This is a genomic window from Kluyvera intermedia, assembly GCF_034424175.1.
GTDB lineage: Bacteria > Pseudomonadota > Gammaproteobacteria > Enterobacterales > Enterobacteriaceae > Kluyvera > Kluyvera intermedia.
This window is the reverse complement of the sequence record NZ_CP139986.1, coordinates 2,973,855-2,993,323: the sequence shown is the minus strand read 5'-3', so window position 1 is coordinate 2,993,323 and position 19,469 is coordinate 2,973,855. Positions and strand designations below refer to the sequence as shown.

The following is a 19,469-nucleotide window of genomic DNA, read 5'->3' as shown; positions in this document are numbered from 1 at the left end:
GCAGCATCACCTTAGTGCTGATACGATCACCGATAAAGAAGGCCGCAGCTTTTACCAAATTCGCTTAAGAACGGATCGTAATTATTTAGGCAGTGAAGATAAACCGCTGTTGATTATCCCTGGGATGACGGTTTCTGTCGATATTATGACCGGGCAAAAGACCGTTCTCAGTTATCTGTTAAAACCGATCTTACGAGCTAAAGCGGAAGCACTTCGCGAGCGGTAAAAATCGTAGGGCTAATCACCCGGATTTTTAAATCAGGCACCCGAAAAAATAAAGATTTAGTTTTTCTCTCTATTCAGGGCGCAAAGCTAACACCAGGCAGTTAGGGAAATTAATTAAAGGACGAAATTATGAGCAAACATATTCTGGCACTGACCGGCATTTCATTACCATTACTGTTCTCTCAGGCGGCAAATGCCGCGTCGCTTGAACAAGCCGTCAAAGACAGTTTGCTATGGCACCCGCAGGTCAGTGCTTCAGTCAACAGTCGCTATTCCGCTGATGAAGATCTGCGTGCGGCGAAAGGGGGCTATTTACCGACCTTAGATTTGTCGGCCGGTACCGGCTGGGAACAGACCGACAACGCCAGCACGCGTGCAGCTGACGATCACCGTCGTAATCTGCACCGCAGCGAATCTTCCATCAACCTGCGTCAAAATGTCTTCAATGGATTTGCCACCACCAGTGAGGTGTCCCGCCAAAAGGCGACGGTTAACTCCCGCGCATACTCGGTGTTAAATACCAGTGAAGTGACCGCGCTCAATGCGATTCAGAGTTACCTGGATGTGCTGATGCGCCAGCGGATGGTGAAGTTGGCGGAAGATAACCTGAAAAGCCATGAGCGAGTATTCGACCAGATTCGCCTGCGTACCGAACAGGGCGTAGGACGTAAAGCGGATTATGAACAAGCGCAGGCGCGCCTGGCTCAGGCCAGAAACAATCTGCTGACCGAACAAACTAACTTGCAGGATGCCCAGGCGAACTACTACAGCGTGGTGGGAAAAGAGGCGGACGGCCTGTCAATGCCGCTGACTACTCATATTCCGGCGTCGGTGGGCGACGCGCGTAAGCAGATGCTGGAAAACAGCCCGCTGCTTAAACAGGCAGACTTCGACGTTGAAGCCACTCGACAGCAGTATGAAGCGGCCAAATCACGCTTCTATCCGAGCGTCGATCTCGACCTGGGACGCCGAATGGATAACAACGTCGATGGCACCCGTGGGCACGATCAGGAATGGCAGGCCATGGTGAGAATGAACTACAACCTGTTCAACGGCGGCAGTGATAAAGCCCAGTTGTCATCCTATGCCTATAAAATGCAGGAAGCGCAGGATGTGAAACGCAACGCCCTTCGCCAACTGGATGAAGAGCTGCGTCTGTCGTGGAACGCCTGGCAGAACGCCAAACAGCAGGTTCCTATTGCCAAAGATTACGCCGATCGCAGCGCCGTGGTACGCACCGCATACCAGGAGCAGTTCAGCATTGGCGAGCGTAGCCTGCTGGATATGCTGGACAGCGAAAACGAAGTATTCAATGCCCAGCGCCGTTATGTCGAAATGCAGTTTACGGAGATGTTTACCACTTACCGCATCAACGCACGGATCGGTGATTTGTTAAAGCAGCTTAACATTCAGGCACCGTCTGCGGCTCAGCCGGTAGAAGTGCAGCAAACGGCTCACGCTGAATTACCAGAACTGAAATAATAGTGCGCGGGGGCACTCTCGCAGTGCCCCCAAATGCTAGACTTAACCTGCTGTAATCCCCGTTTTTATTGCCTTTCTCACCGCCAAATCTGTGTATTTCGTCGACAATCCCCATCCCGAAAATTAGCTCAACGCCTGGCACGAAAACGACGGTTATTAAAAGCATTGCGGCACATAACGATAAGTTTAATAAGTTGTGGTGATGTAAAATACTCTTTTAATAAAAACTAGTGATATTTATGCTATTAATTAAGCTTCTTTTGCGCATCATATTTTTGGTTCTGGCGGTCGTTGCTGCTGTGCTTTGTCTGCATGTTGATGTCAATATCATCAAAAATGGTTTGTCTGAAGTCTCACTGACTGAGATTGTACAAGAATCTATCCTCTTGCTTATCGTGCTGATCCACCTGATCCGGGCACGAAAAAACAGTGTTCAAAGACAATGTAACGTATTGATTGCTGGGTTTTTCCTCGCCATGCTTATTCGCGAGTTAGACGGTGTTTTCGACCTGCTTCATCACGGTAGTTGGGTATGGTTCGCGCTGCTGAGCAGTATTGTGACGATCGTTTACGCGCTCCGAAACCCCGCATTGGTCGCTAAACAATTGGCGGATTATGCCCGCACGCCTTCCTATGGCCTGATGGTTGCGGGTCTTGCGACGGTACTTATTTTCTCTCGACTGTTTGGCATGTCTGTTCTGTGGCACGATATTTTGCAGGATGGCTACGTCCGGGTTGTCAAAAATATGGTGGAAGAGGGCGTCGAGCTGTTTGGTTATATCCTGTGCCTCGCCGCGACGGTCAATTTATTACACGTCAAACAAACGGCCTGAACAGGAAATTAATTTCCCCAGGCAATATAGCCCTTTTTGTTAATACATAGCGGTAAACACCAGCAGTATAAGATTATTTTAGCGGCGTCCATTCGGGCGCCGTTTTTTTATGCCTGTTGTCCTTCCCCGAAACCGGGGTAGCAGGTGGCCTTTTGTGATGCGTTTTCCGTGCGTTACCCCGGCATCATCAGCGTATGTTTTGCACCGTTTATTAATTGCAGGTAGGATGCTTCGCGGCGATTTTATCCCTACATAGAATGACGGGAAAAATGGCCTACGTTGTCGCGGACCGTCGTTCGATTCGCGAAACCGGAAGTCTTCCTTTAAACAGACAGGTAACAGGGAAACGATGGAAACACAAAACACACAAGCCTCGGAGCAACACGCGGCTAAACGACGCTGGCTTAACTCTCATGAATCGGGTTACCACAAAGCGATGGGCAACAGACAGGTACAGATGATTGCCATTGGTGGCGCTATTGGTACCGGGCTGTTCTTAGGCGCCGGTGCGCGCTTACAGATGGCGGGTCCGGCGCTGGCGCTGGTCTATCTGGTCTGCGGTATCTTCTCCTTCTTTATCCTCCGCGCGCTTGGCGAGCTGGTTTTACACCGGCCTTCCAGCGGCAGCTTTGTCTCCTATGCACGTGAATTCCTCGGTGAAAAAGCCGCCTACGTGGCGGGCTGGATGTATTTCATCAACTGGGCGATGACCGGGATCGTGGATATCACCGCCGTGGCGCTGTATATGCACTACTGGGGCGCCTTTGGCGATGTACCACAGTGGGTGTTTGCGCTAGGGGCGCTGGCGATTGTCGGCACCATGAACATGATCGGCGTGAAATGGTTTGCCGAAATGGAGTTCTGGTTTGCGCTTATCAAGGTGCTGGCGATTGTTGTCTTCCTCGTGGTCGGGACGGTCTATCTGGGCAGCGGCAAACCGCTGGATGGTAACGCCACCGGTTTTCACCTGATCACCGATAACGGCGGTTTCTTCCCGCACGGCCTGCTGCCTGCGCTGGTGCTGGTTCAGGGCGTGGTCTTTGCTTTTGCTTCTATCGAACTGGTCGGCACGGCGGCGGGGGAATGTAAAGATCCGCAGACTATGGTGCCAAAAGCGATTAATAGCGTTATCTGGCGTATTGGCCTGTTCTACGTGGGCTCCGTGGTACTGCTGGTACTGCTGCTGCCGTGGAATGCTTACCAGGCAGGGCAGAGCCCGTTTGTCACCTTCTTCTCGAAGCTGGGCATGCCGTATATCGGTAGCATTATGAATATCGTGGTACTGACTGCGGCGCTCTCCAGCCTGAACTCGGGGCTCTATTGCACTGGCCGTATTTTACGATCCATGGCGATGGGCGGTTCCGCACCGAAATTCATGAGTAAGATGAGCCGTCAGCACGTCCCGTACGCGGGGATCATGGCGACGCTGGTGGTGTATGTGGTTGGGGTGTTCCTCAACTATCTGGTGCCTGCGCAGGTGTTTGAAATTGTTCTCAACTTTGCGTCGCTGGGGATTATTGCATCCTGGGCATTTATCATGGTTTGCCAGCTGCGTTTGCGCAAGGCTATCAAAGCCGGACAGGCTGCCGACGTCAGCTTCAAGCTGCCGGGCGCGCCGTTTACTTCGTGGCTGACGCTGCTGTTCTTACTGAGCGTGCTGGTGCTGATGGCCTTTGATTACCCGAACGGCACCTTCACCATCGGTTCGTTACCGCTGATTGCCATCCTGCTGGTGGCTGGCTGGTATGGCGTACGTAAACGCGTCGCCGAAATTCAGAGCACCGCGCCGTAAACCCTGTAGCCCGGCCAAGCGCAGCGCCGCCGGGGTTCGCACCGAACTTCCCCGGGGGCGGCTAGCGCCTTGCCCGGGCTACATAAAATTGTCGTAGACGTAGGCCGGATAAGGCGTTTACGCCGCCATCCGGCAACCCACCTCGCTGCCGGTATTTCAAAAGCTCATCGCTAACCCCACGCCATACCCGCTGGTGCTGTTGCCAAACATATAGCGCGCCACCAGGCGTGTACGAGTGATAAACACCGGATACTTGCTGCTGTCCATTTCAATCCCCATGCCCACCGAGCTCAGACTGTCGAAGCCGAGTTTACCGCGCTGATCGCCAAGATATTCGGTATGCGCGCCCTCCAGCACATAGCGCACCGGGCTTTTTAAGAGCGTCCAGTCAAAAATTGGCGCTCGGCGGCGCAGATACAGCCCCAGGTTTTGCGCGGTCGCGCTACCGGCCACGGCGCTTGAGGTATTGCCGAAGGTTTGCAGGCTCATGCCGGTATACCGTAGCTCAATATCAATATCCTGACTTTTAGACAGCAGCTCATAATCGAGCATCAACGACCCTCCCAGCCCATAGGCGTTGAGTCTACCGCCATCAAGAAAGTCGTAGTCGGCATTCTTATGCCGTTCCAGCGCCCATGCCCCGATGCGTAGGTCGCTGGCCATCGTACCCAGCATGACGTTAGCGATAGGCCGCAGCACCAGATTACCGCCCCAGCGGTCACGGTGAAGGCTAAAGTCCCAACCAATACCGCCGGTGGTCGTCAGGCTGTTCCACTTGGTCGGAATACGTCGGCTCTGGTCACCATCGCTTATCACAAATTGCGGATCGTAGCGGCTATACCCCAACGCCCCCTCCAGATACAGCGGGAAGGATTCGCCCATTGTCGCGCCGCCGCCAAACTGGGTGATCGCCAGCTCGCTTTTATCATCCGTACCGGAGCCAATATTCAGATCGCTGGCGGTAATATCCGGCACAATCATAAAGCTCATCAATGTCATTACGGCATCTGCGCGTTGTTTAATGCGATGGCCGTCCGCCGCCCAGGCATCAAGGCTGAACGTTAACGCGGCGGCAATCAGACAGGTGAGGCGGGGCATTGCTGCAATCATCGGAGGTGCAGCCTCAAAGTGGGAGATGCTCTAACTATAGATTCAAGCCGACGCTCTCTCCACACGATGCGTGCAGACAAATCATTACATGCAAAGACTTGCACAATGATTTGTATTGTTTATGATTCGGCTGTTCTGAATCGTCTGGTAAATTATGCGTAATCGTCAGCTTCTCGCGAAATGGTTTTTGATACTGGCCTGCTTTGCTATGGTTATCTGCCTGGCTCAGCGGACGGTCTATCTGCACCATTTTTTACAAGAAGCTGCCAGCCCGGTTCAGATTCTCTCTTCCCCAGCACCCGATGACGCGCCGGTTGGCCCGTCACCGTGTCAGCTCAGCGCCAATTCACTGCTCTGTGCGCAACCCGTCTTCTTTGATGGCGCGCTGCCCGCCGTTATTCTCTTTCTGGCTCTGCTGCAACTGCTGACGGCGGTACGTACTTTCGTCTTTCGGGATACCCCCGTCAGGCCACCCACGCTTCGCATCCATCTCAAAAACTGCGTCTTCCGTGAATGAATAATCGTCGTTAGTACGATTTATTATTCAATTTACGGAGAAAACAAATGTTGAAAATCTTCAGGGGATTCGTCCTCCTGTTGCTGTCGTGCATGAGCGTGGCTCATGCGGCAGATAGCGAGTGGCTGACCGCCCCGCAAAACGATCACGCCCGGATACGCTTCCAGGCGGAAAAGAGTCAGAATCATCTCTATGGGCTACTCACCGTTGAGCTGCAATCGGGATGGAAAACCTACTGGCGCTCGCCGGGAGAAGGCGGTGTTGCGCCGGAAATTACCTGGAAAAATGGTGAGAAGGCGCAGTGGTACTGGCCGGTTCCCTCGCGGTTTGAGATTTCAGGGCTGACCACTCAGGGCTACCATAAAAAAGTGGTCATCCCGATGATTATCACCGGGAACCCGGGCGATGTCCTTGAAGGGACGTTGACGCTGTCCACCTGTAGCAACGTCTGTCTGTTGACGGATTACCCGCTGCATCTGGATTTCAATCAGCCGGTGGATAGCGGTTTCCAGGATGCGTTTGAGCAGGCAATGCGTGCCATCCCGGCTGATAGCGGCATTTCCGACGATCTGTCGGCGCACCTTGTCGGCAGTAATCTGGTGCTGACCGGCACCACGGCGGGCGAGTGGCGCGACGCGCAGATTTACTTTGATCCGCTGGAAGGCGGCATCATCCCCGGCGATCCGCAGATCAAAAGTCGTGGGGAAACGGTGGTTATCACCGCGCCAGTCACCGATGAGTGGGGTGAAAAACCTGCAAGTCTGGCGGGGAAAACACTCTCCTTTGTCCTCACCAATCACGGTAAAGCGCAGCAAACGACGCTCACGGTTGGCGCTGATAAAACGGCATCACCCGTGCCTGATACCTCGCCGGTCAACGTCGGTCAAATGCTGCTGTTTGCCCTGCTGGGCGGGCTTATCTTAAACCTGATGCCGTGCGTCCTGCCGGTGATGGGGATGAAGCTTAATTCGGTGCTGCATTGCGGTACCGACAGTGCCCGTATCCGGCTACGTTTTCTGGCCACCAGCGCCGGTATTCTGACCTCGTTTGCTCTGTTAGCGGCGATGATAACCGTACTGAAACTGACCGGCGCATCCTTAGGATGGGGAATTCAGTTCCAAAATCCGTGGTTTATCGGCCTGATGGTTGTCGTCACCTTTATCTTCGCCCTCAATCTGTTCGGCGCTTTTGAGATGTTGTTGCCGTCATCAATGACCGGACGTATGGCAACGGCTGGCGGAAATGGGCTGGTGGGGAGCTTCTGCGAAGGTGTGTTTGCCACGCTATTAGCGACCCCGTGCTCCGCGCCGTTCCTCGGCACCGCCGTGGCCTTCGCGCTGGCGGCTCCGCTTGGGGAATTGTGGCTCATCTTCATGCTATTAGGACTGGGTATGGCGCTACCCTGGCTGTTTGTCGCGCTGATCCCGAAAACAGCGCAGCTGCTGCCGCGTCCCGGCCGCTGGATGAATACCTTAAAAGTGATTCTGGCCCTGATGATGCTGGCCTCCAGCCTATGGTTGGCGACACTGCTTAATCAGCACCTTGGTAACATGCTCAGTAGTCTGGTGACGCTGGTGTTGACGGTCATCGCGCTGATCGCGTTTATCCGTACCGGAAAGCGCACAGGAACTGCATTCTGGCTGGTGGTGATTACGCTTGCGGCCTTTGGTGGATACCAAATACGCGGCGTTGTGCAGGATGATGATACCGCGGCATCAACCGTCGAGAGCGGCCAGCACATTGCCTGGCAACCGCTCAGCGAAGAGGCCATCACGCGTGCGCTGGCGGACGGCAAACGGGTGTTCGTTGATATCTCTGCCGACTGGTGTGTGACCTGCAAGGTGAACGAGCACCGGGTGTTAAATCAACCAGAGATCATTGCGGCGCTTAACCAGCCTGACGTTGTCGCCCTGCGCGGCGACTGGAGTAAACCGTCCGATCTTATCACCGCGTTTTTGCAAAAACGTCACAGCTACGCGATCCCTTTTAATCAGGTTTATGGCCCCGCACTGACTGACGGCGAAATATTACCGCCGCTACTGACTCAGCACACCGTCCTGACTGCCCTAAAGAATGCTAAAGGTTAACTCACTATGAAAAAGACACTACTCACCCTGATTTTGTTTTCACTTTGTACCCCGGTGTTAGCCGCGCCCGCCCTTACGGCGGCACAGGAAGCCCGCGTGCAGGAATTGGTACAAGAGACGTTGCTAAAGCACCCGGAAATCCTGGCGGCGGCAGCTGAAAAACTTGATCAACAGGATGCGCAAGCCAACCAGCAACAGCTGGACAAAGTGATTGCACAAAACGCCGATTTTCTGTTTCGCGATCCCAACTCCCCGCGTATTGGCGCAACACATCCGCGGCTGACGCTGGTGGTGTTTACCGACTACAACTGTCCGTACTGCAAGAAATTTGATCCGTACCTGGAAAAGATCGTCGCCAAATATCCTGATGTGGCGGTGCAGTTCAAATTCCTGCCGTACCGTTCGGAAAGTTCGGTGACGTCCGCACGTGACGCGCTGACCATCTGGCGGGAACACCCGGAACAATTTATGAAATTTAACGATATCCTGATGGCAAAAAAGGGCTATCACGATGATGCCAGCATTGCAGAGGCGAAAAAGAAAGCCGGAGTGACGGTAAACAAGCCGGATGACCAGAGCATGCAGACGCTGAAGAAGAGCCTCGCGCTGGCGCAAGAGCTAGGAATTCAGGGCACTCCAGCAACGCTTATCGGCAACGAAATGCTTTCCGGCTGGGTCCCCTTCGAACAATTTGATGCTATGGTCAGCGACGCGCTGAAAAAACAGTAAACCGGCATTCGGGGGAGCGATCCCCCGTCTAACAAGAGGCGACGATGAAACGTATTCTTTTATCTGCTCTATTGATGGTACCCGTTCTGGCCTCCGCTCAGGACACCATTCCCGATATCGTTAAACGCTTTGGCGAGCAGCAAAATATCACCAATCTGAAACCCGTTGAGGCGCCCGGCGGCGTGAAAAGCTGGGTCGGTCAGTACCAGGATATGGGGGTAAATCTGTTTTTAACCCCAGACGGTAAACACGTAATCTCGGGCTATTTATATGACGATAAGGGGAAAAACCTCAGCGAAGGCTATTTCACCCAACAGATTTACATCCCCCTTGGCCGGGAAATGTGGCAGACCCTCAACAAGACCAAACCGCTTAAAGAGGGCGCTGATACTGCACCGCGCAAAGTGTTCGTCTTCGCCGACCCGTTCTGCCCGTACTGTAAAGCATTCTGGTCGGAGGCACAGCCGTGGGTCGCTGCGGGTAAGGTGCAGCTTAATACTCTGATGGTGGCATTTTTAAACCCGAAAAGTGGGCGCAATGCCACGGCGATCCTTAATGCGCCTGATCCGGTAAGTGCCTGGCGTGAATATGAGTTATCGGGCGGGAAAAAACTGCCGCGCTTTGATGGTGCAACGCCGCGGGAAACCTTTAATCTCCTGCAACATCACCAAACGCTGATGGACTCTCTTGGGGCGAATGCCACGCCAGCTATCTATTACATGAACGAACGTAATGAGCTACAGCAGGTGGTGGGCATGCCGGATGAGAAACAGCTAATAGACATGTTTGGCCCACGGCCGTAGCGTGCGGAAAGGGGGCTAATCGGGCGAGCGGGTGAACATCAACTCGCCCTGATTGTTTACCGCCGCAAAAATAATCTCGATATGGGGAGAAGGCGTAGGCGTGCAGAGGGAAAGACTCAGCGCACCGCGCTGGTAATGGGCGATAAAACCGTCGGTAAAGTGTGTGCTATCAACCGAGGCCATTTCCCAGACGTTACCCCCACGTTGCTTGATGATAGCCTCTTTACGTGTCCAGATTTGCCAAAAGCTTGTTAGCTTTTGTTCTTCCCCGACACAGGTGATTTCTGCCTGTTCGCCCATGCTGAAAATCTTGTCTACCAAAGCGGGCCAGTTTTTACGCGGGCGTATGACTTCAATATCACATCCCACTTCACCTTCGTCACTCAGCAGGAGCGCAATATGGTCACCGCTATGGCTTAGGTTGAACCAAAGCGACAGGCCAGCGGCGAAAGCCGGTTTGCCCTGTGCGCTGTAGACGATCTCCGGCAGCGGTGACAGGGCATAAGAAAGCAGCACGCGACCGGCCAGCCAGCGTGCGCGTCGGGCACCCTCTGGGGCGTGCTTGATTAAGGCGCAGGGCAGCGACTGCGCGCTTAATTCCGACACTTTCCCCAAAAGCAGCCGATACATGCTACGGCCAGCGCTTAATGATTATTGAGGTGTTGATTCCGCCAAAAGCAAAGTTATTGCTTTGCAGGAACTCACCCTCAATTTTGCGCGCTTCACCCATGATGTAATCCAGTGCGCCGCAGTTGCCATCCGGCTGTTGCAGGTTTAGCGTCGGGGCAAACCAGCCTTCGCGCATCATCTGCAAACTCATCCACGCTTCCAGCGCACCGCAGGCACCGAGCGTGTGACCAAAATAACTTTTCAGCGAGGAGATCGGCACGCTTTCGCCGTAAATCGCTGCGGTAGCCTGACTTTCCGCAATATCACCGCGCTCGGTCGCCGTGCCGTGGGCGGAGATATAGCTGATGTCCCGCGCGCTTATTCCCGCCATTTTCAGCGACTGTTCCATGCAAATTTGCATCGTCTCGCGCTGTGGTTGGGTGATATGGGCCGCATCGCAGTTGGTCGCAAAACCGACAATCTCACCGTAAATGGTCGCGCCGCGCGCTTTCGCGTGCTCAAGCTCTTCCAGAATCAACGTGCCTGCACCTTCACCAATCACCAAACCGTCACGATTGACATCGAACGGGGCAGGGGTGGTTTTGGGAGCATCGTTACGTTGGCTGGTGGCGAACAGGGTATCAAACACCGCTGCCTCCGATGGGCAGAGTTCTTCTGCACCACCTGCGACCATCACCGTTTGATAACCATGGCGAATGGCTTCCCACGCGTAACCGATCGCCTGGCTGCCTGAGGTGCAGGCGCTGGAGGTAGGGATAACTCGCCCCCGCAGACCAAAGAACAGGCCAGTATTGACGGCGGCAGTGTGCGGCATCATCTGCACATAAGTGGTGCCGGTAATATTATTGGTGTGCTTTTCGGTCAGCATGGTGGCGAACTCGCTCACCGAATCGGTGCTGCCGGTTGACGAACCGTAGGCAATACCGGTTTCCCCGTTGGTCAGCACCGCATCGCCGATAAGCCCGGCCTGTTCCAGCGCCAGTTCGGTGGCGCGGGTCGACAGCCGTGAGACGCGGCCCATGGCGCGAATACGCTTGCGGGTATAGTGTTCCGGGAGGGTGAAATCGTCGATGGGAGCCCCGAGCAGCGTGTGCAGCCCCGCATAAACCTGCCATTCTGGCATCTGGCGCACCGCATTTTCATACGCCAGAAGCCGAGCAGACACCGCCTGCCAATTTTCACCAAAAGCGGTCACGCCGCCCATGCCGGTGATGACTACGCGGCGAGTCATAGCATTCCCCCATTGATAGAAATCACCTGACGGGTGACATAGCCTGCAATATCAGACATCAAATAGCTGGCAAGCCCGGCCACTTCCTCGGCCTGGCCCATTCGTTTCATCGGGATTATCGACATCGCTTCTTTGAGCGCAGTCTCTTCCATCTCAATCATCCCGGTGTCGATAAGCCCCGGTGCGATACAGTTGACGGTGATTTTGCGTTTTGCCAGCTCAATTGCCAGCGCTTTGGTGGCACCGATAATGCCCGCCTTGGCGGCGCTGTAATTGACCTGGCCACGATTACCCATCACGCCGGAAACCGATGATAAGGTGATAATTCGCCCACCCTGGCGGGCGCTAATCATCGGCATCATGCAGGGCTGAATCACATTGTAGAAGCTGTCGAGATTGGTGTGGATCACCGCATCCCAGTCGTTGTCGCTGAGTGCCGGAAAGGCCGCGTCGCGGGTGATCCCGGCGTTGCTGACGATACCGTACCACGCGCCGTGTGCATCGTTATCTTGCGCCAGCACCTCACGGCATTGCTCGCGGTTGCCGACGTCAAACGTCAGTAAACGTCCCGCGCCGCCTGCGGCAACGATGGAATCTAACGTCTGCTGTGCCCCTTGGGCATCCTGGTGATAATGGACGCCGACCACAAAACCATCCGCTGCCAGCTGGCAGGCGATGGCACGACCGATGCCCTTACTGGCGCCGGTCACTAAAACTGAACGACTCATGCAGACGCTCCTTGTTGAAATAGGGTGTTAAGTTCTTCCGATGTGGGTTGGAAAGTGTTTATGCGACCGCTTGATACCGTCTCGCCGTTGGCCTCGATGATGCATTCAAAGCTGCCGAAGCGTGCGTCCTGCATCAGCAATGTGACGGTAATCGATAGCGTCAGCCCGCCAGCCAGCCTGCCTGTCGCGCAGACTAATTCACGCGCACCTAGCACCATGCCTAGGGAAAGGCTCTCTTGTTGATGTGCAACGCGGTGCCAGCCTGACCATACGCCCACGGTTTGCGCCATCAGTTCAAGGGCGAACCAAGCGGGCAGATTGCCCTGGGCATCGAGAAACGGAGCCAATACGCCATCGGGCGATACCGTGACGCGACAGGTGGCGGTGTCGTCCGTCACGCTTATTACCTCTTCCAGCAGCAGCATCGGTGCATCGTGCGGCAGATAATCACCGGGTGTTAAATAACAGCTCATGACATTCTCCCGAGCAGGATGCTGGCGTTATTGCCGCCAAAGGCAAATGAGTTGGACAGGATAACCGGGCGCGCCAACGGCTGCGTGCACGCGATGATCCCGCAGGCGGGCAGCGTTTCATCGCGCGGCGAGGTGCTAAAATCCTGCGGCGGCAGCGGCAGGTTTCGCTGCAAAATCAGCATGCTGATGGCGGCTTCAGTAATCCCCGCGGCACCCAGCGTGTGTCCGGTCAAGTGCTTGGTAGAGCTGCATGGCACGCGCTCGCCAAACAGCTCGCTCACCACATGGGATTCGATCTGGTCATTCAGCGGCGTGGCGGTGCCGTGCAGATTGATATAGCCCACCTGATCCGGGGTGACTCCTGCGTCGTTCAGCGCCTGCTGAATGGCGCGAATCGCCCCTTCACCCTGCGGATGCGGGGCCGAAATATGGTATGCATCGCTGGATTCACCGACGCCCAGCAGCGCAATTGGCTGCGGCTCGCGGGTCAGCAGCATCAGCGCAGCCCCTTCGCCGATGGTAATGCCGCAGCGGTCGCGGCCGAATGGCTGGCAGCGCGTCAGCGAGAGCGACTCCAGGCTGTGAAAGCCGTTGATGGGCATCCGGCTGAGCGTGTCCGCCCCGCCGACAATCGCTACGTCCGCCAGCCCGGATTCAATCAGGCGGCGTCCGCTCATGATCGCGCGAGCGCTGGAGGAGCAGGCAGTAGAGAGCGTAAATGCTGGGCCATCTAATGCCAGCCAGTGGCTGAGAAAGCGCGACGGGTCGCCCAGCTCCTGTTGCGGATACTGCCAGGCGCTGCTCGTATTGCCGTTAAGCGTGAGATCAACATGCGCGTCACCTTCGTCCAGCCCGGAGGTGCTGGTGCCGAGCACGATCGCAACGCGATCGCGACCAAATTGTGCAATAGCGTCATCCACCTGCGGCTGGATTTGCGCCAGTGCCGCCAGCAGCAGTTGATTATTGCGTGAACGGTGGGCGCTAAATTCATCGGGGATCGTCGGCAGTTCGCCATCCACACCGGCTAATACTGCGTGCGGGTGGCCCTGAAGCCAGCCGGTGCGCGGACGCATTCCGGGGGCTTCGCCGCGCGTCAGGTTGGCGGCAATCTCATCCTGGTTGTTGCCCAGCGCGTTAATCATGCCAACGGCAGAAATGTAGATCATCTCAGTCACCCAGATATTGAATGGTGATGTGGTATTTAAACACGTGCTGTTCGATGCTGATGGGCTCGCGCTTGCCTTTACGGTTCAGATAGGTGATTTCGGTGACCAGTTTGCCGCGGGCATTGCGCAGTTCGCGCTTGTCGCCACGGTCGGTGAGCGCCCAGTCCTTCGGTAACTGTGGCTGCCAGGCGCTAATCGGCCAGTGGCTGAGCATCACGTCTGCCAGCACCTGGCTGGCTGGCGGCAGTTGCGGCACCACGATCGATTGTTCGGCGTGCAGCCCTTTTTCATCGTAGGTCACAAGGAACAGGCGGATACCGACGGATGACAGCCCGGCCAGGGTGAGTTTCTTATCGTCGGCATTGAGCATCACCAGCAGCGACTGCGTTTTGCCGTTAAAACTGCCGGTAAGAAGCTGCTGGGAACTGACCGTCGGAGAGATGCCCGGCGCCGGTAGCGTGACCCGTGCGCCTGGCTCCAGCCACGCCTGTGGGCGACCTTTTTGTTCCGGCTGCGAATGGCTACAACCGGCTAGCAGCAACGTGGCAACCAGCAGACACCGCCGGATGGCGCTGCGCTTATCCGGCCTACAATTGATGTGCTGGCGTAGGCCGGATAAGGCAACGCCGCCATCCGGCAAAAGGCTACTCAACCCACGAAGTATCGATTTACTCATCGTTTTTTTCTCTTTTTACCGGGCATCGCCAGCGGTGACAGCAGGAAGGCGGTGAAAATGCCGCTGACCAGCACAATGCCAAAACTGCTGATGGCCTGGGTGGCGCTGAAAACCAGCATGCCGAGGGTCAACAAGGTGGTCAGCATTGCCAGCGTAATCGCTAAAAATGAGGTTAATGGCGTCCCGCGCGGATTGCTGAAAAATAGCGTGTAGTTAATGCCAATCCCAAGCACCAGCACCAGCGCCAGCAGCGAGAACAGGTTGACCGTATGACCGCCAAGTGACAGTACCGCCAGCCCGCAGCCTAGCGATAACACTGAAGGAACCAGGCTGATTAATCCTTTGCGCCAGCCCAGACGCACGACTGCGCCGCAGGCAATCACCGCCAGCGCTACCAACAGCAGGCCGGTGAGGATATGGCGATACAGCGCGAACAGTTCGTCGAAGCTGCTCTTACGATCCACCCACGCGACGCCGGTGTATTTCGTGCTGAGCGCGTTTAATGCAGCACTGTTTTTCACCGCTTCAGCCGGTACCAGCACGCCGCTTTCGCCATCGGCCAGGGTGAGCCACAGCAGCCGCCAGCCTTCGCTGGCCGGGCTGGCAAGCCAGTCATCGACCGTCACCGGCATGGCGCTGAGGTCAGGATTTATCGTTGTTATTCCGGCGTTTTGTAACGCTTTAGCCACCGCAGGAGCAGCATTTTTCAGTAACGCTAAATCTTGCTGCTGGCGGGCGAGTGAATTCAATGGAATGGTGCGATACCCGCCGAGCCATCCCTCTTTTTTCGCCTGTTCCAGCGCGGGGGTAAACCGTTCCAGCCGCGCCAGCGTTTGCTGTGCAGACTTGCCGTATACCACAAACCACTTCTGATCGACGCTTTGCCCGGTCAATGCAGTAATCGCTTTTTCCTGCGCCAGAATGTGCTGAGGCAGTGCCTGGAGCTGCGAAATATCATCGTCCACCCGCAGCGTAGCAAGCCCCGCCAGTGAGAACAGCGCCAGCGCCACCGGTAGGCCCACGGAAAGCTTTTTATTGCGTCGCCAGGCGGCAAGCCAGCGCAGCATCAGCACCATCGCCGGAACCGGGCGCACCGGCAGGCCACGACACAGCCACGGATGCCAGAAAATCACCGTCAGGCAGGAGGCGCTCAGGCCAACGGCGGCGAACAGCGCCATTTGGCGGATGCTGGGGAAGGGCGCGAGCATCAAAATCAGGTACGCAGCCACGGTGGTGAGCAGCGCCAGCAGTAGGGCGTTGCGCACTTTAGTCAGGCTTTGCCATGGTGATGTTGCCTCGCCATGCACCATTCGTTCCGTCAGATAGTAGAGCGTATAGTCGGCGGAAATGCCGATAATGCTCATGCTCATCACCAGCGTCATCAGATGCAGTTCGCCAAATACCAACAGCGTCACCACCGTACCCGCCAGCGCGCCGGTGCCAATCGACAGCACGCACAGCAGCAGCGGGCGCAGTGAGCGGAACACTGCCACAATCAGCAAAATCACCCCCAGCAGGGTGGCAACGCCGAGGGTGGAGATATCCCGTTTGGCCTGCTGGCTGGCGTAATCGCTATAGAACGCCGTACCGCGAGAGAGTAGCTGAGCGTGCGGATGGTGCGATTTGAGCGTCTTTTCAAGGGTGCCGAGGGTGGTCACCAGCGTGTGCGTTTGCTGCATATCAAACGACGAACCGGCTAGCTCGCCGTGCAGCAGATACCAGTAGTTACCCTGCTGGTCCTGGGTCACCAGCCAGCCGTCCATCAAGCGCAGGCGCTGACCATTTTTCGCCATCGCCAACTGCGATCCCCGCATCAGCATCAGCGGATCGTTTTGCAACTCCTTGCCGCTGACCCCGGAGAAGGCAGAATAAAGCTGGGAGAGGATCCACTGCGCCTGTGCCTCGCCGCCGTTTTGCAGACGGGTGCGGGTGACATCGTCAACTAACCCGTTGCGGTGCTGCCAGAAGAAAGTGCCCCAGGCCTGTTGGCTTTCCGCATCCATTGGGCCTTTCACTTCTGCCAGCGCCTGCGATTTTTGCAGTAGCGTCAGCCAGTCGCGGGCGACCGTCGGATCCGGCTGTTTCCCGGGGCTGACCAGCCAGACCATCTGACGGTCGAGGCGCTGCATAAATCCGTCGTTAAGGCTCGGCGGAATGGCGCCCAACGTTTGTTTAGGCAGCATCGCCAGCACGCTACTGTTCAGCCGCGCCTGTGGCAGCAGCGTCAGCAACACGCCCAGCATCAGCAGGCAGGCAATAGCCCATAACAGCGCGGGGCGCTTACTGGGCGGCAAAACGTTGGCGTTCGTCATCGGTCAGCTGTGCGGGCGTCAATTGGTGTTGGGAAAGGGTGATATCGGTGCGGTCGCCCTGTTTATCGTTGAGTTGAATCGTCTCCAGATAGGTTTTTCCCGCCAGATCAATGGTGGCAAAAATTTTATCCAGCGGCGTGGTGGTCGGCGTCAGACGCAGCGTCCAGCGACCTTCGCCTTTGTCGGCAAACTCCACGCGGAAGTTCTGTTCCAGCACTTTACGGTCAGCCTGAAAGAGCGCGCGCAGCAAATGATTAAACTGGAACATCTGCGGATTGTTATCCGCGGTGATGGTTTGCGGTGGCTGACCATTGACGGCCTGTACCATCCGCTTGTCGTCGAGCAGTAACTGCATCGGGAAAGGGGCGGTTTGATCCCACAGCAAACCTCGATCGCGGGCGATCAACATGTTGCCCTGAGACAGCAGCGGCTGCGGCAGATCCTTGATCGTGCGGCTTTGCGCGAAGTGGGCGCGAACCACCGGTTGTTCGGTAAAACGCTGCTGGACGTCGTCAAGCGTTAGCGCGCTGACCAGTGGGCTTAACAGCAGCATCAGGAGCGGCAGCCATCTCATGGCGTCACCCCCATGCGGGCAAACAAAATATCCGGGCTGACAAAGCACATTTCGCGGCTTTTTTCTTCCACCGCCACCTGGATGGTATAGCCGGTGGTGGCGCGCTTGCCGCTTTCCGCGTCGAAGATTTCGTAGCCTATACGCAGGCGATTTTAGAACTCCTCAATGCGGGCGCGCACGCGAATACGCTGCTCAAAAGTCAGGGCGTGACGGTACTTCACGCGGGTATCGACCACCGGCCACAGATAGCCGGATTCCTTCATCTGGCGATAACCGTAGTCAAACTGATTCAACAGCGCTTCACGCGCAATCTCGAAATAGCGGAAGTAGTTTCCGTGCCACACCACGCCCATCATATCGACGTCGTGGAACGCAATGGTTAGCTCGACTTCAGCCGTAAAGCGGGGATCGTTAAGCACCCTTACTCCTTGTCTTTGGTATCCGGCAGTTGCCAGAAATCGAAAAAATTAAACCAGTCGAGCGGTGACTGTAGCGCGTAGTGCTCCAGACGTTCGGCATAACGGTCGATGGTTTGCTGTAACGCTTGTTGCCGCTCAGCGCGTGGCAACAGCAGCACTTCTGCGAACGGCTCGCAGTGAATATGCAGCTTTCCCTGTTGGCGCAGGGCGAAAAGGAGATCCACCGGGCAGCGTAAAATTGAGGCGAGAATAAACGGCCCCTGTGGGAACGGCGCGGGTTGCCCCATAAAGCGGCTCCAGCAGACGCGCCATTCGCCGCCGCGCTGCGGATTCACGGCAATTCGGTCGCCGACGATAGCGATCCACTCGCCGCGATCCAGTTTCTCTTTTAGTAAGATGGCAGTATCCGGGCCGATATCGGTCACCGGCAGCAGGTTTAATCCCGCCTGCGGAGCCATCTCCTGCATAATTTGTTTAAAGCGCTGGGCATTGTCGCTAAACACCAGCGCGTTGATGGTTTTACTGCCTTGCAACTGAGCCAGCGCCCGGCAGGTTTCAACATCGCCCAGGTGTGAGGCCAGCAGCAGCTTGCCGCGTGGCGAGTTGACGTTAAGCGCTGCCTCAGCACCAGGGGCAAACATCACATCGCGACCTAAGCGTAGCTCACCGCGCCAACCGGCGATTTTATCCAGCATGGCATGACCAAAACGCAGGAAGTGCTGATAGCTGGTCAGGTTTTCCGGCACTGGCTGATGGCGGGCGTTGAGTTGCGCACGTACCCGGACAATCCAGTTTTGCGAAGCCTTGCGGGCGGTAGCCGCCGTCAGCCAGTAAACGCCCACCACGGGGTAGAGCAGCAGGGAAAAGGCCCGGCGGCCAAGTAACCGCCACACCCACAGCATCAGACGCATCCCCCACAACCCTTTGACTTCCCGCTGACGTGCCCAGTGCGATGAGGTACGGCGCAACAGCAGCGACGGAATGCGTGGCAGCATTCCCATAAATAGCCGTGTGTGCATCCATGAAATTCGCAGATTGTCTTTTAGCGCATCAAAGTGCGAGAGTCCGTCGGGCGGATAGGTGACGCGGGTTGGCACAAAATAGCTGTTATTGCCCTGCCAGTAGAGGCGCACCATCACTTCGGTATCAAAATCCATCCGTTTGCCAAGCGCCACGCGCTCCGCCAGTTGTCGCGTGGGCTCAACGGGATAGACGCGAAAACCGCACATGCTGTCTTTAAGCTGTAGTGAAAGCGTTTCAATCCATACCCAGACGTGAGTGACCCAGCGTCCGTAAAGACGCGAACGGGGAATGGAGTCATCATAAATCGGCTGTCCGGAAATCAGCGCATCCGGATGTTTTTGCGAAAGCGCAAGCAGCGCCGGGATATCTTCAATGGCGTGCTGCCCGTCGGCATCCACCTGTACGGCATGACTAAAACCGGCCTCTGCTGCGGCCTGTAAACCCGCGATCACCGCCGCCCCTTTGCCCATATTCTCCGGCAGGCGAATTAAGGTCAGATGCGAATGTTCTGCGGCCAGAGAGGCCAGCGCCGCTCGCGTGGCGGTGTCGCTGCCATCGTCCACCACAATACAGGGCAGGCCAAACGGCTGGAGGCGTGCCAGCACGCCCGCCATCATTGCACCGTGGTTGTAGCAGGGGATCAGTACGCAAGGGGCAAA

17 protein-coding genes and 2 pseudogenes are annotated in these 19,469 nt (G+C 56.1%); 8 read left to right on the top strand and 11 right to left on the bottom strand.

Annotated elements, in window-relative coordinates:
• Positions 1–10: 10 nt before the first annotated feature.
• From U0026_RS14585 to ansP, 4 genes and pseudogenes are all read left to right on the top strand, one after another.
• Positions 11–226: pseudogene (locus U0026_RS14585) on the top strand (HlyD family type I secretion periplasmic adaptor subunit); the annotation flags it as partial.
• A gap of 128 nt (positions 227–354) precedes the next feature.
• Complete coding sequence (locus tag U0026_RS14580; protein ID WP_062778457.1) at positions 355–1,707, top strand: TolC family outer membrane protein; 1,353 nt, start codon at positions 355–357, stop codon at positions 1,705–1,707.
• A 239-nt stretch (positions 1,708–1,946) separates the two neighbouring features.
• The gene (locus U0026_RS14575) at positions 1,947–2,540 is read left to right on the top strand and encodes a hypothetical protein (protein ID WP_062778455.1); all 594 of its coding nucleotides are present in this window, start codon (positions 1,947–1,949) and stop codon (positions 2,538–2,540) included.
• Between the two features lie 349 nt (positions 2,541–2,889).
• Positions 2,890–4,332, top strand: coding sequence for an L-asparagine permease (ansP, locus tag U0026_RS14570; protein WP_062778453.1), 1,443 nt, complete (start codon positions 2,890–2,892; stop codon positions 4,330–4,332).
• A 156-nt stretch (positions 4,333–4,488) separates the two neighbouring features.
• On the opposite strand, the gene U0026_RS14565 is transcribed toward ansP, so the two are convergent.
• Positions 4,489–5,430 carry a hypothetical protein gene (locus tag U0026_RS14565; protein WP_174525779.1) on the bottom strand — a complete coding sequence of 314 codons (942 nt, stop codon included), beginning with the start codon at positions 5,428–5,430 and terminating at the stop codon, positions 4,489–4,491.
• A gap of 166 nt (positions 5,431–5,596) precedes the next feature.
• Between U0026_RS14565 and U0026_RS14560 the strand changes: the two genes are divergently transcribed.
• From U0026_RS14560 to dsbG, 4 genes are read left to right on the top strand one after another with little or no spacing between them, the layout of a single operon-like run.
• The gene (locus tag U0026_RS14560) at positions 5,597–5,959 is read left to right on the top strand and encodes a hypothetical protein (RefSeq protein WP_062778449.1); all 363 of its coding nucleotides are present in this window, start codon (positions 5,597–5,599) and stop codon (positions 5,957–5,959) included.
• A 47-nt stretch (positions 5,960–6,006) separates the two neighbouring features.
• Positions 6,007–8,046: a protein-disulfide reductase DsbD family protein gene (locus U0026_RS14555; RefSeq protein ID WP_062778447.1), complete on the top strand. Its 2,040-nt coding sequence runs from the start codon at positions 6,007–6,009 to the stop codon at positions 8,044–8,046.
• A gap of 6 nt (positions 8,047–8,052) precedes the next feature.
• Complete coding sequence (locus tag U0026_RS14550) at positions 8,053–8,775, top strand: DsbA family protein (protein WP_062778445.1); 723 nt, start codon at positions 8,053–8,055, stop codon at positions 8,773–8,775.
• 44 nt (positions 8,776–8,819) lie between these two features.
• On the top strand, positions 8,820–9,578 hold the full coding sequence (gene dsbG / locus U0026_RS14545) for a thiol:disulfide interchange protein DsbG (protein ID WP_062778443.1): 759 nt from the start codon (positions 8,820–8,822) through the stop codon (positions 9,576–9,578).
• Between the two features lie 15 nt (positions 9,579–9,593).
• Here dsbG and acpT read toward each other — a convergent pair whose 3' ends face one another.
• The 10 genes and pseudogenes from acpT to U0026_RS14495 all read right to left on the bottom strand — a co-directional run bounded on the left by acpT (position 9,594) and on the right by U0026_RS14495 (position 19,427).
• Entirely contained in the window at positions 9,594–10,208 is a 615-nt protein-coding gene (acpT, locus tag U0026_RS14540; RefSeq protein ID WP_062778441.1) for a 4'-phosphopantetheinyl transferase AcpT, read from the bottom strand.
• 1 nt (position 10,209) lies between these two features.
• Positions 10,210–11,439 carry a beta-ketoacyl-ACP synthase gene (locus tag U0026_RS14535; protein WP_062778439.1) on the bottom strand — a complete coding sequence of 410 codons (1,230 nt, stop codon included), beginning with the start codon at positions 11,437–11,439 and terminating at the stop codon, positions 10,210–10,212.
• A complete protein-coding gene (locus U0026_RS14530; RefSeq protein ID WP_062778437.1) occupies positions 11,436–12,167 on the bottom strand; it encodes a 3-ketoacyl-ACP reductase FabG2 in 732 nt (243 codons plus the stop codon). Before U0026_RS14530 ends, U0026_RS14535 begins: the two co-directional genes overlap by 4 nt.
• Positions 12,164–12,640 carry an ApeP family dehydratase gene (locus U0026_RS14525; RefSeq protein WP_062778436.1) on the bottom strand — a complete coding sequence of 159 codons (477 nt, stop codon included), beginning with the start codon at positions 12,638–12,640 and terminating at the stop codon, positions 12,164–12,166. The genes U0026_RS14530 and U0026_RS14525 overlap by 4 nt, the downstream gene beginning before the upstream one ends.
• Positions 12,637–13,806: a beta-ketoacyl-[acyl-carrier-protein] synthase family protein gene (locus U0026_RS14520; protein WP_062778434.1), complete on the bottom strand. Its 1,170-nt coding sequence runs from the start codon at positions 13,804–13,806 to the stop codon at positions 12,637–12,639. The genes U0026_RS14525 and U0026_RS14520 overlap by 4 nt, the downstream gene beginning before the upstream one ends.
• A gap of 1 nt (position 13,807) precedes the next feature.
• Positions 13,808–14,482, bottom strand: a complete 675-nt coding sequence (locus tag U0026_RS14515) for a DUF3261 domain-containing protein (protein ID WP_082806338.1) — start codon at positions 14,480–14,482, stop codon at positions 13,808–13,810.
• Complete coding sequence (locus tag U0026_RS14510) at positions 14,479–16,794, bottom strand: MMPL family transporter (protein WP_062778433.1); 2,316 nt, start codon at positions 16,792–16,794, stop codon at positions 14,479–14,481. Before U0026_RS14510 ends, U0026_RS14515 begins: the two co-directional genes overlap by 4 nt.
• Positions 16,763–17,368, bottom strand: a complete 606-nt coding sequence (locus tag U0026_RS14505) for a LolA family protein (protein WP_062778431.1) — start codon at positions 17,366–17,368, stop codon at positions 16,763–16,765. The genes U0026_RS14510 and U0026_RS14505 overlap by 32 nt, the downstream gene beginning before the upstream one ends.
• A pseudogene (locus U0026_RS14500) lies at positions 17,365–17,787 on the bottom strand (acyl-CoA thioesterase). The gene U0026_RS14505 and the pseudogene U0026_RS14500 overlap by 4 nt, the downstream one beginning before the upstream one ends.
• Before the next feature lie 2 nt (positions 17,788–17,789).
• Positions 17,790–19,427 (bottom strand): glycosyltransferase family 2 protein, encoded by a 1,638-nt coding sequence (locus U0026_RS14495; protein ID WP_062778429.1) that lies wholly within the window; start codon positions 19,425–19,427, stop codon positions 17,790–17,792.
• Positions 19,428–19,469: the final 42 nt, after the last annotated feature.

Bases quoted from the DNA above. Each gene is read 5' to 3' on its own strand.
- U0026_RS14580 (WP_062778457.1), top strand. From the start codon at position 355: ATGAGCAAACATATTCTGGCACTGACCGGCATTTCATTACCATTACTG.
- U0026_RS14575 (WP_062778455.1), top strand. From the start codon at position 1,947: ATGCTATTAATTAAGCTTCTTTTGCGCATCATATTTTTGGTTCTGGCG.
- ansP (WP_062778453.1), top strand. From the start codon at position 2,890: ATGGAAACACAAAACACACAAGCCTCGGAGCAACACGCGGCTAAACGA.
- U0026_RS14565 (WP_174525779.1), bottom strand. From the start codon at position 5,430: ATGCCCCGCCTCACCTGTCTGATTGCCGCCGCGTTAACGTTCAGCCTT.
- U0026_RS14560 (WP_062778449.1), top strand. From the start codon at position 5,597: ATGCGTAATCGTCAGCTTCTCGCGAAATGGTTTTTGATACTGGCCTGC.
- U0026_RS14555 (WP_062778447.1), top strand. From the start codon at position 6,007: ATGTTGAAAATCTTCAGGGGATTCGTCCTCCTGTTGCTGTCGTGCATG.
- U0026_RS14550 (WP_062778445.1), top strand. From the start codon at position 8,053: ATGAAAAAGACACTACTCACCCTGATTTTGTTTTCACTTTGTACCCCG.
- dsbG (WP_062778443.1), top strand. From the start codon at position 8,820: ATGAAACGTATTCTTTTATCTGCTCTATTGATGGTACCCGTTCTGGCC.
- acpT (WP_062778441.1), bottom strand. From the start codon at position 10,208: ATGTATCGGCTGCTTTTGGGGAAAGTGTCGGAATTAAGCGCGCAGTCG.
- U0026_RS14535 (WP_062778439.1), bottom strand. From the start codon at position 11,439: ATGACTCGCCGCGTAGTCATCACCGGCATGGGCGGCGTGACCGCTTTT.
- U0026_RS14530 (WP_062778437.1), bottom strand. From the start codon at position 12,167: ATGAGTCGTTCAGTTTTAGTGACCGGCGCCAGTAAGGGCATCGGTCGT.
- U0026_RS14525 (WP_062778436.1), bottom strand. From the start codon at position 12,640: ATGAGCTGTTATTTAACACCCGGTGATTATCTGCCGCACGATGCACCG.
- U0026_RS14520 (WP_062778434.1), bottom strand. From the start codon at position 13,806: ATGATCTACATTTCTGCCGTTGGCATGATTAACGCGCTGGGCAACAAC.
- U0026_RS14515 (WP_082806338.1), bottom strand. From the start codon at position 14,482: ATGAGTAAATCGATACTTCGTGGGTTGAGTAGCCTTTTGCCGGATGGC.
- U0026_RS14510 (WP_062778433.1), bottom strand. From the start codon at position 16,794: ATGACGAACGCCAACGTTTTGCCGCCCAGTAAGCGCCCCGCGCTGTTA.
- U0026_RS14505 (WP_062778431.1), bottom strand. From the start codon at position 17,368: ATGAGATGGCTGCCGCTCCTGATGCTGCTGTTAAGCCCACTGGTCAGC.
- U0026_RS14495 (WP_062778429.1), bottom strand. From the start codon at position 19,427: ATGATGGCGGGCGTGCTGGCACGCCTCCAGCCGTTTGGCCTGCCCTGT.